At 64.9% G+C, this 13,917-nt stretch carries 7 protein-coding genes and 1 pseudogene; 4 read left to right on the forward strand and 4 right to left on the reverse strand.

What is annotated here, in order from left to right:
- From ACDELDRAFT_RS05545 to ACDELDRAFT_RS05555, 3 genes and pseudogenes are all read left to right on the forward strand, one after another.
- Positions 1-519 (forward strand): annotated as a pseudogene (locus ACDELDRAFT_RS05545) (hypothetical protein); the annotation flags it as partial.
- A 101-nt stretch (positions 520-620) separates the two neighbouring features.
- Positions 621-2,039, forward strand: a complete 1,419-nt coding sequence (locus tag ACDELDRAFT_RS25975; RefSeq protein WP_085943594.1) for an IPTL-CTERM sorting domain-containing protein — start codon at positions 621-623, stop codon at positions 2,037-2,039.
- A gap of 115 nt (positions 2,040-2,154) precedes the next feature.
- Positions 2,155-2,571 (forward strand): hypothetical protein, encoded by a 417-nt coding sequence (locus tag ACDELDRAFT_RS05555; protein ID WP_005794351.1) that lies wholly within the window; start codon positions 2,155-2,157, stop codon positions 2,569-2,571.
- A gap of 34 nt (positions 2,572-2,605) precedes the next feature.
- Here ACDELDRAFT_RS05555 and ACDELDRAFT_RS05560 read toward each other — a convergent pair whose 3' ends face one another.
- Positions 2,606-8,563 (reverse strand): excinuclease ABC subunit UvrA, encoded by a 5,958-nt coding sequence (locus tag ACDELDRAFT_RS05560; RefSeq protein WP_040328215.1) that lies wholly within the window; start codon positions 8,561-8,563, stop codon positions 2,606-2,608.
- Positions 8,564-8,761: 198 nt separating this feature from the next.
- Between ACDELDRAFT_RS05560 and ACDELDRAFT_RS05565 the strand changes: the two genes are divergently transcribed.
- Entirely contained in the window at positions 8,762-9,874 is a 1,113-nt protein-coding gene (locus tag ACDELDRAFT_RS05565) for an ABC transporter substrate-binding protein (RefSeq protein ID WP_005794354.1), read from the forward strand.
- An 806-nt stretch (positions 9,875-10,680) separates the two neighbouring features.
- On the opposite strand, the gene ACDELDRAFT_RS05570 is transcribed toward ACDELDRAFT_RS05565, so the two are convergent.
- The 3 genes from ACDELDRAFT_RS05570 to ACDELDRAFT_RS05575 all read right to left on the reverse strand — a co-directional run bounded on the left by ACDELDRAFT_RS05570 (position 10,681) and on the right by ACDELDRAFT_RS05575 (position 13,835).
- Entirely contained in the window at positions 10,681-11,640 is a 960-nt protein-coding gene (locus ACDELDRAFT_RS05570; RefSeq protein WP_005794356.1) for a porin, read from the reverse strand.
- Positions 11,641-11,870: 230 nt separating this feature from the next.
- On the reverse strand, positions 11,871-12,038 hold the full coding sequence (locus tag ACDELDRAFT_RS25335) for a hypothetical protein (RefSeq protein WP_005794357.1): 168 nt from the start codon (positions 12,036-12,038) through the stop codon (positions 11,871-11,873).
- A 135-nt stretch (positions 12,039-12,173) separates the two neighbouring features.
- Positions 12,174-13,835, reverse strand: coding sequence for an MFS transporter (locus tag ACDELDRAFT_RS05575; RefSeq protein WP_005794358.1), 1,662 nt, complete (start codon positions 13,833-13,835; stop codon positions 12,174-12,176).
- Positions 13,836-13,917: the final 82 nt, after the last annotated feature.

Here is a 13,917-nt window from a genome sequence, read left to right on the forward strand (position 1 = left end):
GGCCAGCGCCCCGCCCTGGCCGACGCCACCGCGCTGCAATTGCTGCAGAACGCCCACCTGCCGGGACTGGGCCTGTACGGCGCATCCACCGCCGATCTGCCCGCAGATCTGCTGCACCGCTTGCGCCTGCAGCCCGACGGGCAGCGGCACATTCCCGTGCCAGACGGCGTGCTGCACGCCCAGGCCCATCCACTGCACCCGGTGGCGGACGGGGCGCTGCAATGGCTTGTCACACTGCGCCTGCAGCGCCTACCGCAAATCGATGTGGTCCGCCGCGTGCAACAACTGCCGCTGACGCCACTGCAACGCGAGATCGCCGTCACTGCCGGCCTGGGCCATGCACGCACGGACTGCGCCGCCCTCACCGGCATTGGCAACGCCCTGCTGAAAAAGCAGCTGCGCACCATCCTGGAAGTGGCCGGCGCGAGCGACTGGGAGGAACTGGCCGCCCACCTCCAAGGGAAAAACACGATCCATTCGACGCATAGCGCTTATCCAGAAAGCGCATGCAGCTATTAAATGAATAGCACTCAAACGCTCCCCATATCCCTTGGGGGAATGGCGCGACCCGGGTCAAAACCCAAAAATCCGGCACTTTGCAACCTGAAGAACCCCCGACGATGAAACGATGGATGCGGGCCGCGCAGGCGGCCCTGGCCCTGGCCTTTGGATCTGGCGCACATGCGGATGTGACTTACTACTTCACATCACCGCTCTACCAAACCGTCACCAACTACACCCCGCCCTGCAGCACGGGCACCTGCACCAATCTTCAAACAGGGGCTGGCATCAACGGCTGGTTCCGCACGGCCTCGCCGCTGCCCCCCAACCTCCTTCTGAGCGACGACATCACCCCGCTGGTCACGAGCTGGTCGTTCAGCAACGGCTCGCTCGGCCTGTCAAGCCAGCCCGTGCGTCCTGACATCCGGGTCCACGGCTTCAAGGCCGCCACCGATGCGCAGGGCAACATCGTCCAGTCGATCATCACGGTCAGCCGCTGGGCGGACGGTGCGGCCGGCCCACACGCCACCGACGCCCTGGTGGACACCATCAGCGCCAACACCCATGGCAGCGGCAGCACCATGCTCAACGCCCTGTGCAAGGGAACGGCCACCGTCGGCGGCGTGGGCGATACCTGCATCATGTTCGGCACCCACGCCAACATCACCTCACAAGCCACCTACCCTGCTGGCGGCACCTGGACGCTGGACGCGCCGCGTCCCGCCTTCAGCGCCACAGCCCTCAGCGCCACGGAAGGCTTCGCAGGCACCAAGGTGCTGGTGTTCACCGTCACGCCCGACAAACCCTCGGCCACCGTGCCCATGAGCCTGGACTGGCGCACCGTGGATGGCACGGCCAGTGCCGGCAGCGACTACACGGCGGGCACGGGCACGCTGACCTGGCCCCCCGGCAACCGGGACCCGCAGCGCATCGAAGTCACCCTCCACGGCGATACCACGCCCGAGGCGGACGAGAGCTTCACCATCGAGTTGTCTCACTTCATCGGCATGGCGCCCGGCGCAACCACCCAGGCCACAGGCACCATCCTCAACGACGACGCACCTGCACCCGCGCCCCCACCCACCGTCACCCTCGGCAACGCCACCCTCGCGGAAGGCCACGCGGGCACGTCGCTGATGACATTCACCGCCACCCTCTCATCCACCCCCACCGCCGCCGTCACCCTGCAGTGGGGCACCGCCAACGGCACGGCCACCGCTGGCAGCGACTACACCGCAGCCACAGGCACGCTGCAATGGGACGCGGGTGACGACTTGGCCAAAACGTTCACCGTCGCCATCCACGGCGACACCACCCCCGAGGCGGACGAGTCCTTCACCGTGGCGCTGTCCCACCTGGCGGGCGCCACCGCAGGCGCCTCCACCACCGGCACGGGCACCATCACCAACGACGACGGCACACCGCCGCCCGCCCCCGGCGGTGTACAGCCGGTGCCCACCTTGTCGGAATGGGCGGTGATCACCCTGTCTGCGGCCCTCGCCCTTGCCGCCGCCCTGCTGCGCAGGCGGCCGGCCTGAAAACCTGCTGCCGATCTCTCCAAAGCGTCCCGCGAGATCGTCAACAGGCTCTGATAGGCAGGCCCGTTCCCGGCCGCATTCCCGAACCCAACCTGCATTTTTTTGGAGAACTGCGATGTTTCGTCATTTCATCTGCGCCTTGGTCCTGGGGGCTGCAAGCGCAAGCCTCTGCGCCGCATCTGCCGCCCCTGCGGAGCGATTCCGGCTCACGCCCGCGCTGCTGGACCGCATGGAGGCCGTGCAGGCGGCATCACAGGCCATCGCGCACGACAGCGAAGACCAGGATGTGGATGCGCAATCCGTGGAGGAGCTTGCGCGCGCGCTGGAGGCCGACCCGCGCATCCGGTCGCTGCTGGCCCGGCACAAGATCACCAGCACCGACTACGCGGCTGCGGTGTTCGCCGCAGTCCACGCAGGCGCCTTTCTGGCCATGGAATCTGCCGCCCGCAAAAAGGACCTGGCCGCCGCCCTGGCGTCCTTCACGCCGGAGCAGCGCGCCAACATCGAGGTGCTGCGCAGCCGCAAGAAGTAGCACACACGGCGAACCGTGGTCACGGTGGCGCGGGTCAGTTCCGCGCCAACACCGCCGCCAGCGCCTTTCCGGTATGTGTTCCCGCCGCCACCACATCCTCGGGCGTCGCGGCTGCCACGATGCGCCCGCCCGCGTTGCCACCCTCGGGCCCCAGGTCCAGGATCCAGTCGGCCTCGGCGATCACATCGAGGTCGTGTTCGATCACGATCACGCTGTGGCCGCCGTCCACCAGGCGGTGCAGCACGCGGATGAGCTTGTCCACGTCGGCCATGTGCAGCCCCACCGTGGGCTCGTCCAGCACATACAGCGTGTGCGGCACCTTCTGGCCCCGTCGGCCGACCTCGTCGCGCACCTTGGTGAGTTCGGTCACCAGCTTGATGCGCTGCGCCTCGCCACCGCTGAGTGTGGGCGAGGGCTGGCCCAGCGTGAGGTAACCCAGGCCCACATCCTGCAAGAGCTGCAGCGGATGCGCAATGCTGGGCATGGTGGCAAAGAAGCCCACGGCCTCGTCCACTTCCATCTGCAGCACATCGCCAATGCTCTTGCCGCGCCAGGTCACGGCCAGCGTTTCGGGGTTGAAGCGCGCGCCGTGGCAGGTCTCGCAGGGCACCTTCACATCGGGCAAGAAGCTCATCTCGATGGTGCGCACGCCCGCGCCTTCGCAGCTGGGGCAGCGGCCTTCGCCGGTGTTGAAGCTGAAGCGCCCAGCGGCATAGCCGCGTGCCTTGGCCTCCAGCGTTTCGGCAAACAGCTTGCGGATGGTGTCCCAGAAGCCGATGTAGGTGGCTGGACATGAACGCGGTGTTTTGCCGATGGGTGTCTGGTCCACTTCGAGCACGCGGTCAATGCTCTCAAAGCCCGACAGGCCCGTGCAACCCACCAGCGGCGGCGCCTTGCCCGCGTCCATGGCATCGCGCCCGGCGCGGGTAGCGCGCTGCTGCACCCAGGCCTGCACGTTGGCCAGCAGCACGTCACGCGCCAACGTGGACTTGCCCGAGCCACTCACGCCCGTCACCGCCACCAGACGGTGCAGCGGCACGGTGGCCGTCACGTTCTGAAGGTTGTGCAACTGCGCGCCATGCACCGTGAGCCAGCGCATGGCGGCGCGCTCCTTGGCCTCGGTCAGCGCGTCGGCCGCCAGCGATGCAGCCTGCGCCGCACGCTTCTTGACGGCGGCGCTTTGGCGGCCCGTGGGCGCTGCCGCCTCGGCCTGGGCAAAGGCCGCCGTGGCCTCGGCGCTCACCTCGCCGGGCGCCATGCTGCGCCGCAGCTGCAGCGGGTGCTTCATCGCGTGCAGCAGGTAGCGGCCGGTTTGTGAATCTTCGGCGCCCGTGATGTCGGCCACGCTGCCCTGCGCCACCAGGCGCCCACCGCGTTTGCCCGCGCTGGGGCCAATGTCGATGATGTGGTCGGCACGGCGGATGGTGTCTTCGTCGTGCTCCACCACCACCAGCGTGTTGCCCTTGTCACCCAGCTTGTGCAGAGCGTTGAGCAGGATCTGGTTGTCGCGCGCATGCAGGCCGATGGTGGGCTCGTCGAGCACGTAGCACACGCCCTGCAGGTTGCTGCCCAGCTGCGCGGCCAGGCGGATGCGCTGGGCCTCGCCACCGCTGAGCGTGGGCGCACCCCGATCCAGCGTGAGGTAACCCAGGCCCACTTCTTCCAGAAATTCGAGGCGGCTCTGGATCTCGGGCACCAGGTCGCGGGCAATGTCGGCCTCGCGCGCCGTCATGCCACCTTCGATGCGCAGGGTCTCGACCCAGCGGCGCACATCGGTCACTGACAGCGCGGCAATGTCGGTGATGCCCACACCGGCAAACTGCACAGCACGCGCGGTGGCGTTCAGGCGTGTGCCACTGCAGCTCGGACAGGCGGTGTCGGCCAAGTCTTCCACCTCGGGCTCGGCAAAGGTCTGCTCGCGGCCTTTTTCCTTGTCGTCCTGCACCGAGTCGTCAAACACCTTGCGCTGGTCCTTGGTGAGCTTGACGCCGGTGCCCACGCAGTCGGGGCACCAGCCATGCTTGCTGTTGTAGCTGAACAGGCGCGGGTCCAGCTCGGCATAACTGGTGGCACACACGGGGCAGGCGCGCTTGGTGGAGAACGCCTGCAGCGTGCCAATACCGGCCGTGGACTGGCCGCCCTCCATGGCCTCACGCAGGCCTGTGATGCCTGAGAGAACATGCACCACGCCCTTGCCGTGCGTGAGCGCATCGGCCAGCGCGGTGCGCAAAGCCGCTTCGTTCTCGGGCGACACATCGAGGCTGGCCACGGGCAGCTCGATGGTGTGTTCCTTGAAGCGGTCGATGCGCGGGAAGTTGGTGGTGGGCAAGAAGTTGCCGTCCACGCGCAGGTGCGTGTAGCCGCGCGGGCGGGCCCAGTCGGCCAGTTCGGTGTACACGCCCTTGCGGTTCATCACCAGCGGCGCGAGCAGGCCGATGTGCTGGCCGCGGAACTGCGTGAGCAGCTGCGCGGCGATGCTCTCGGGCGTCTGCGGCTGCACGGCGGCGCCGTCCTTCACGCAGTGCTGCGTGCCCAGCTTGACGTACAGCAGGCGCAGAAAGTGCCAAACCTCGGTGGTCGTGCCCACGGTGGACTTGCGCCCGCCGCGCGACAGGCGCTGCTCGATGGCGACGGTGGGCGGAATGCCGTACACCGCATCCACCTCGGGCCGGCCTGCGGGCTGCACGATGGAGCGCGCATAGGCATTGAGGGATTCGAGGTAGCGCCGTTGGCCCTCGTTGAACAGGATGTCGAACGCCAGCGTGGACTTGCCCGAGCCGCTCACGCCCGTCACCACACTGAACTTGCCACGCGGGATGTCCACGCTCAGGTTCTTGAGGTTGTGTTCCTTCGCATTGACAATTTCTATGGCGTTTTTGGCCGCAGGCGCTAGATCCATATGCGCAAGGCGCTCTGATTTTCGTAGCGCAGCAGCCTTTTCGTGCACCGAGTGGCCGCCCACGCCCAGCGCCAGTTCGTAGTCGCGCAGTGCCTGCCCGGTGTGGGATGTAGCGTGGGCTCGCACGTCCTCGGGCGTGCCCTCGGCCACGATGAGGCCACCTGCGTAGCCGCCTTCGGGGCCCAGGTCGATCAGCCAGTCGCTCGCGCGGATCACGTCCAGGTTGTGTTCGATGACGATGAGCGAGTGCCCCGCGTCAATCAGCTTGCGCAGTGCGCGCATGAGCTTGGCGATGTCGTCAAAGTGCAGGCCGGTGGTGGGCTCGTCGAACAGGAACAGCGTGCCTTTACGCGCCACGGCCTGACGCGATTTGGCGGCTGTTTTGGCCGCCTCGGCCAGAAAGCCTGCGAGCTTGAGGCGCTGCGCCTCGCCGCCCGACAGGGTGGGCACCGGCTGGCCCAGCGCCACGTATTCGAGCCCCACGTCCACGATGGGCTGCAGCGCGCGGATCACGTCGCGATCGTTCGCAAAGACGGCCGCAGCTTCGGCCACGGTCAGCGCCAGTACATCCGCCACATTCAGCGATTTGCCGCCGCGCTCAATGGTGATCTCCAGAATCTCGGGCCGGTAGCGCTTGCCGTCGCAGTCGGGGCAGCGCAGGTACACGTCGCTCAGAAACTGCATCTCCACATGCTCAAAGCCCGAGCCGCCGCAGGTGGGGCAACGCCCGTCGCCGCTGTTAAAGCTGAACTTGGCGGCGGTGTAACTGCGCTGCTTGGACAGCGGCGCCACGGCGAAGAGTTCGCGGATGCTGTCCCACGCGCCCACGTAGCTCACGGGGTTGGAACGTGCGGTTTTGCCGATGGGCGACTGGTCCACGAACACCACGTCCGACAGGTGGTCGGCGCCCAGCATTCGGTCATGCGCGCCCGGTGCATCCGTGGCCTTGCCGCAGTGGCGCAACAGCGCGGGGGCCAGCACATCCTGGATCAGGCTTGACTTGCCCGAGCCGCTCACGCCCGTCACGGTGACCAGGCGCTGCAGCGGAAATTCGACTGTCACATCCTGCAGGTTGTGCTCGCGCGCGCCTTCCAGGATGAGGCGCGGGGTCGATTCCGTCACCATGCGCTTGAAGCCAAAGCCCACATGCTTGCGCCCGCCCAGGTAGGCGCCCGTGAGCGTGTCGGCCTTGCGCAGGTCGGCGGTGGTGCCGTCAAACACGATCTGCCCACCCAGGCGGCCCGGGCCGGGGCCCATGTCGATCATGCGGTCGGCCGCGAGCATCACGGCCGGGTCGTGCTCCACCACCACCAGGGTGTTGCCCGCGTCGCGCAGGCGCAGCATGGCCTCGGTGATGCGGTGCATATCCCGCGGGTGCAGGCCGATACTGGGTTCGTCCAGCACAAACAGCGTGTTGACCAGGCTGGTGCCCAGGGCCGTGGTCAGGTTGATGCGCTGCACCTCGCCGCCGCTGAGCGTGCGGCTTTGCCGGTCGAGCGTGAGGTAGCCAATGCCCACATCGCACAGGTACTTGAGGCGCGTGGTGATTTCTTCGTGCAGCAGCTTCAGCGCCTGGGCATCGCCGCCCTTGGCATCGTCACCCACCGGCAACTGCATGCGCGCAAAGAAAGCGCGCAGGCGGTCGATGGGCAGCAGCATCAGGTCGTGCAGGCACAGGCCGGGCAACGCTTCGAGTTGCTCGCGCGACCACTGCACCCCCTCAGGCATGAAGCGTTTGCCCGGCTCCAGCACCGCAGCGGCATCTTCCTTGCGGCCGATGCGCCAGAGCAGGCTTTCGGTCTTGAGGCGTGCACCGGCGCAGGTGGGGCATGGCGTGTAGCTGCGGTACTTGGACAAGAGCACGCGGATGTGCATCTTGTAGGCCTTGCTTTCCAGGTACTCGAAGAAGCGCTTGATGCCATACCACTGCTTGCTCCACTGGCCGTCCTTGTAGCCGGGCGCGCCGCCGATGACCCATTTCTTCTGATCGTCCGTGAGCTTGTTCCAGGGCGTGTCGCGCGGGATGCCTGCCGCCTCTGCGTGGCGCATGAGGTCGTCCTGCGCTTCCTTCCATGCAGGCGTCTGGATGGTCTTGATGGCACCGGCGCGCAGGGTGAGCTTGTCGTTGGGGATGACCAGGCCGTAGTCCACGCCGATCACGCGGCCAAAGCCCCGGCAGCTGTCGCACGCGCCCACGGCGGAGTTGAACGAGAAGGCCGAGGGGATGGGGTCGCTGTAGCGCAGGTCGCTGTCAGGGCAGTGCAGGCCGGTGGAGAAGCGCCAGAGTTCGGCGTCACCTTCATCAACGAGACGATAGACATTCAGCCGCCCCGTGCCGCGCTTGAGCGCGACCTCGATGGCTTCGATCACGCGCGCCTTCTCGGCGTTGCCCAGGCGGAAGCGGTCGGCCACCACATCCAGCACCTTGCGCGGGCCGGTGGGCGTGGCCACTTCGCGCTCGGCCTGCACCTTGGTGAAGCCACTGGCAGACAGCCATTGCTCGACCTGCTCTGCGCTGGTGTTGGCCGGCAACTCCACGGGGAACGTCAGGACGATGCGCGGATTGGAATCAGCCCCCACGCTCCCCACTGCGTGTGGTTCGCCGCCCCCCGAGAGGGCGCTCGCCGTCTTGGGAAGGCCCGGCGCCGGCTCGACGCCGCAGCGCCGCTGCAGCTCCGCATAAATGGTCTCCGGCGTGTCGTGCCGCACCGGCTGCGCGGTCTGCTTGTCGAACAACTGGCCCGCGCGTGCGAACAGCAGCTTGAGGTGATCGTTCAGCTCCGTCATCGTGCCCACGGTGGATCGGCTGGAGCGCACCGGGTTGGTCTGGTCGATGGCAATGGCCGGGGGCGCGCCCTCTACCTTGTCCACAGCGGGCTTGTCCATGCGGTCGAGGAACTGGCGCGCATAGGCGCTGAAGGTCTCCACATACCGGCGCTGGCCCTCGGCGTAGAGCGTGTCGAACACCAGGCTGGATTTGCCCGAGCCGCTGGGGCCCGTGACCACCGTGAGTTCGCCGGTGCGGATGTCCAGATCCAGGTTCTTGAGGTTGTGCTGGCGTGCGCCGCGGATACGGATCAGTCCCTGGGTCATGGAGCGGTCTTTCTGGGGTGAGGCGGAACATTCTAGGGACAGGTGCCCGGCCATGCCCGATCTTCATCAGTACCCCCAGGCACAGGTGTGGTGCTCAAGCCGCAGTCTTGTCGCCCAGGCGGCATCGCCAGGGCGGGCAGGTAGCACTTGCCGCGATCGACCGTATAGACTGGAGAACTACACAGAGAGGAGACTTTGATGAACGAATGGCTGAAGAGGGGAGCGGGCCTGGCCCTTGCCGCATTGATGACTGCCGGTCACGCGCAGCTCCTGATTGGGCAGACTGCCGGCTACTCGGGCCAGGTGGCTGCCGGGGTCAAGGAGACCGCTGACGGCGCCATGCTTTACATCGACGCCGTGAACGCCAAGGGGGGCGTGCATGGGCAGAAGATCGAACTCGTCACGCTGGACGACAAGTTCGACCCCCAGACGGCAGCGGACAACGCGCGCAAGCTCATCGAAGAACAAAACGTGCTCGCGATGTTCCTGACCCGCGGCACACCCCACACCGAGGCGATGATCCCGCTGCTCGAGAAGCACGGCGTAGCGCTGGTCGGCCCCTCCACGGGCGCCATGGTGCTGCACCAGCCGGTACGCAAGTACATCTTCAACGTTCGCGCCACCTACCAGCGTGAAGCCGAAAAGGCCATGACCCACTTGGCTTCGATGGGCATGACGCGCATTGCCGTGGTTTATTCCGACGACAGTTTTGGCGCCGATGGCATCATCGGAGCGCAGAAAGGCTTGGCGGCCAGCAAGCTGACGCCGGTGGTGCTGGAGAAATTCAACCGCGCCAAACCGGATTTCGCGCCCATCGCCTCCAAGGTGGTCGGCGGCAACGCGCAGGCGGTGCTGATGATTGCATCGGGCTCGGCGGTGGTGGACGCGGGCAATGCCTTCCGGGCCGCTGGCTCGGGTGCGCAGATCGTCACGTTGTCCAACAATGCATCTACGGGGTTCATCAAAAGCCTGGGCCCCAACGCCCGTGGCGTGATCGTGACCCAGGTGTATCCCAATGAGCGGGCGATCACCTATGGAATGGTGAAAGAAGCCCAGGAATTGGCCAAAGCCAAGGGCCAGAGTGATGTCAGCCCCGCCATGCTCGAGGGCTTTGCCGCGGCCAAGGTGCTGGTTGAAGGACTGCGGCGGGCCGGCCCCAAGCCCACGCGGGAGAAAGTCCACGCCGCCCTGGAAGGCCTGCGCAAGTTTGACCTTGGCGGACTCGAAGTGAGCTACAGCCCGGACGACCACACGGGTCTGGACTTCGCCGACCTCGCCATCATCGGAACCGACGGCAAGTTCCGCCGCTGATCGTTGACCCGGGGGGCCCGGCCGCCCCCCCCCCCCGGCCATACCGCCCTACCCCACGCGGGCACTGGCGAAGTCCAGGTGTCGGCATGACTGCCTTTGTAGCCAATCAGCAGCCTTCGACCTTGAACAAGGTGGCGATGGGCATATCACGCCGAGGGAAAAGGCTGTAGCACCTGACGACCCGCAGTCATCGAGAAAAGGTCTCTCCTCCCAAGCCCCTGCCAAAGCTCAAGTTCACTTTGAGCACTGCACGGAGCAGTGTTCCCGACCTGCAATCACCCGAAGAGCCGCGCGTCTCCGAGACAGCCCTAGCTCGCTTGACCGAGGTAGCGTTGGCTCACTGCTGCCTCTACGTTCGGGTCTGGCTGCTACATTCGTCCGCCGCAACGAAGGACGTGGAGATAAGACGCGGCCAGTGCGCCAAGGCCTGGGCAAGGCAAGCTGGCCGTTACACGCCGCATCTCTCGGGAAGATCGAAGCTTGGTACGCACTTCGCCAGCCCAAACTGGGGTGCCGGGACACCTGCCGGCACCGAGCACCGAGCACCGAGCACTCAAAGATGCCTCAACTCAACAGAGTGCGAGATACACATCTTGCCCCATACAGGCCGACCGGCGTGCGCTCGGTGGCGCCTGGGGTATCTTCGCTCGTGGCATCGCCCTCCCCTCAATGCCAGAGACGCCGACACAATTCGGCCCATCCCATGGGAGCAGCCCACAATGGAAAAGGCCTTGCACCTTTGATAAGGTGCAAGGCCTTGATAAGCCATGCAATTCTCGGCTGGAACACCAGCCGGGAACAGGGACTTAGAAGTTGTGGCGAACGCCGACTGCCACGGAGCTGAAGTCAGCACCAGCAGCGCCCACGCCGTAAGAGGCGTTGCGGTCGTTGTTGATGTGAGTGTAGTAGCCGTACAGCTTGGTACGCTTGCTCAGGTTGTAGTTGTAGCCCAGGGTGTACTGGGTAGCTGCGCTGTCAGACACATTCTTGTAGCTGTTGGCACGGCCCACGTTCACGTGGAATTCCGAAGCGCCCATGGTGTAAGCACCAGCCAGACGGATGTTGTTGCGAGCGCCGCCGTTCAGGACGTAGGCATTCTTGTCACGCTGGTAGTAGCCGCCAACGGTGAATGCACCGTAGGTGTACAGAGCGCGCAGGCCGAACTGGTTCACGTCGCCTTGCTTGCTGTAGCCAGCGCCCAGGGCCAGAGGGCCTGCAGCGTAGTTGGCAGCCAGGTCATAGGCGTTCTTGCCGCCCACGGTCTGCTCGTGCAGGCCCACAGCGCCTTCCACCGTGAAACCGCCGAACGACGGGGTGCGGTAGGCAACCTTGTTGGCGTTCTGCATCACGTAAGCGTACAGCGCGTCGCTCGACGAGCCCGTGTTGTGGTTGTGCAGGCTCACGTAGTCAGCCGTTGCATAGTAGGACTCGGCGAAGAAATTGCCCAGACGAACCATACCGAAGTTACCGGACAGGTTCACTTCGCTTTGACGGCCGAAGAACGTCGAAGCCGATGCGCCGGTGTCCGAATTGAAACCGCTTTCCAACTGGAAACCAGCCTTCAGGCCGCCACCCAGGTCTTCCGTGCCCTTGAAGCCGAAACGGGAAGAGTTGTTGAACAGGCCGGTGGTGGACACGTCGCCCACCTTTTGGCGTTCCACCGTGGTGTTAACGCGGCCGTACAGCGTGACGCTGCTTTGAGCCATTGCTGCGGTGGAGCCGGCAACAGCCAGGACAGCCAGAACAACGCGGGTCATTTTTTTCATGAGAATTCCTTTGATACTAGTTGCCATCAGCGGCGTACAAGCAGTTTCAGTTTTTGACTGGACCACCGAAAGAAAATACTTCGAGGCTCCGATTTTATTGTCCGTAACGTTTCCACATACGTTTCGCCGCAAGTTTGATGACAGAGTGATGTATTACCACAACACTCGTAGGCTTCTCCCCCACGCCGGCCTATTAAATAAGGGGCGCAGCCACCTCTGCAACGGCCTTTTCAATGGGCGCTAGCGGCCGGCGCAGATGCGCTGGCAGGCGTTTCGGGGGTGCTGACGGCGTCGGCGCCGTGTTTTTCGCCGCTCATGTCCACTTTGTCACCGGCCTTCATGATGACAAACAGCGACAGTGCCGCGAAAAGAATAAATCCGACAACAATCTTCCACATGGTCTTTTCCTGAAGGGTTGGGCTCGGGACAAGGGCTCCGCGCCGCCGCCGAGGCGTGCAGGCGGGAGCCCTTTACGTTACAGAGCCCGCTGACGTGCAGCGGAGCTCTGTGCAACACCCGGCGTCGGGGGCCGGTCAGTCGTTGGCGTAAATGTCCACGTCCTTGGTTTCGCGGATGAACAGCGTGCCGATCACAGCCGTGGCGCCCGCAATGATGATGGGGTACCAGAGGCCGTTGTACATATTGCCGGTCTGCGCCACGATGGCGAAGGCGGTGGTGGGCAGCAGCCCGCCAAACCAGCCATTGCCAATGTGGTACGGAAGGCTCATGGATGTGTACCGGATACGCGTGGGGAACATTTCCACCAGCATGGCGGCAATGGGGCCGTACACCATGGTCACCAGGATCACCAGATACGTCAGGATGACGATCATCATGACCTTGTTCATCTTGGCCGGATCGGCCTTGGCAGGATAGCCATCAGACTTCAGCGTATCGGCCACGGCCTTCTTGAAGGCAGCGTCCTTGGCTTTAGCCTCTTCGGCAGGAATGCCCTTGGAGGAATAGCTGGGGATCGTGGTCTCGCCGATCTTGATGACCGCAGGTGTGCCAGCAGGCGCCGCTTCGTTGTCATAGCTCACCGAGCTGGCGGCCAGCACCTGCTTGGCGACGTCACAAGAGCTCGTGAATTTCACCGTACCGGTGGGGTTGAACTGGAACGAGCACTCGGCAGGGTCGGCCAACACCACCACCTTGTTCTTGGCCTGGGCGGCTGCGAGGTCTGGGTTGGCGGCCTCGGTCAGCGCCTTGAACACGGGGAAATAGGTGACAACCGCGAGCAGGCAGCCCAGCATGATGATGGGCTTGCGGCCGATCTTGTCGGACAGCGTGCCGAAGACCACGAAGAAGGGCGTGCCGATCAGCAAAGCAGCGGCAATCATCAGGTTGGCCGTGACGGCGTCGACCTTGAGCTGCTGCGTGAGGAAGAACAGTGCATAGAACTGGCCGGTGTACCAGACCACGGCCTGGCCGGCGGTCAGGCCGATCAGGGCCAGGATCACGATCTTGAGGTTCTTCCACTGGCCGAAGGACTCGGACAGCGGGGCCTTGGAGGTCTTGCCCTCAGCCTTCATCTTCTGGAAGGCGGGCGATTCGGACAGCGACAGGCGAATCCACACCGAGATGCCCAGCAGCAGGATGGACACGATGAACGGAATGCGCCAGCCCCAATCGCCGAAGGCCTGCTCGCCCAAGGCGGTGCGGGTGCCCAGGATCACCAGCAGCGACAGGAACAGGCCCAGCGTGGCCGTGGTCTGGATCCATGAGGTATAGGCACCCCGTGCACCGTGCGGCGCATGCTCCGCGACGTAGGTGGCTGCACCGCCGTACTCGCCACCGAGGGCCAGGCCCTGCAGCATGCGCAGTGCGATCAGGATCACCGGCGCCGCCACACCGATGCTGGCGTAGGTGGGAAGCACACCCACGATGAAGGTGGACAGGCCCATGATCAGGATAGTGACCAGGAAGGTGTACTTGCGCCCGATCATGTCGCCGAGCCGTCCGAACACCAGGGCACCAAAGGGCCGCACGATGAAGCCGGCAGCGAACGCCAGCAGCGCGAAGATGAACGCGGAGCCCGCGTCCAGGCCGCTGAAGAACTGCTTGGCGATGATGGCCGCCAACGAGCCGTAGAGATAGAAGTCGTACCACTCGAAAACGGTACCGAGCGACGAAGCGAAGATCACTTTCTTCTCTTCGGCCGACATCGGCCGCGGTGCGGGATGCTGTGTTGCCATGATTTTGTCTCCTGTGATTTTTTGAATTACAGGCAAATGCAGAAATTACCTGTCAGCCCACTATCAGGCGCACTACTGACAC

The organism is Acidovorax delafieldii 2AN (assembly GCF_000175235.1).
Lineage (GTDB): Bacteria > Pseudomonadota > Gammaproteobacteria > Burkholderiales > Burkholderiaceae_C > Acidovorax > Acidovorax delafieldii_B.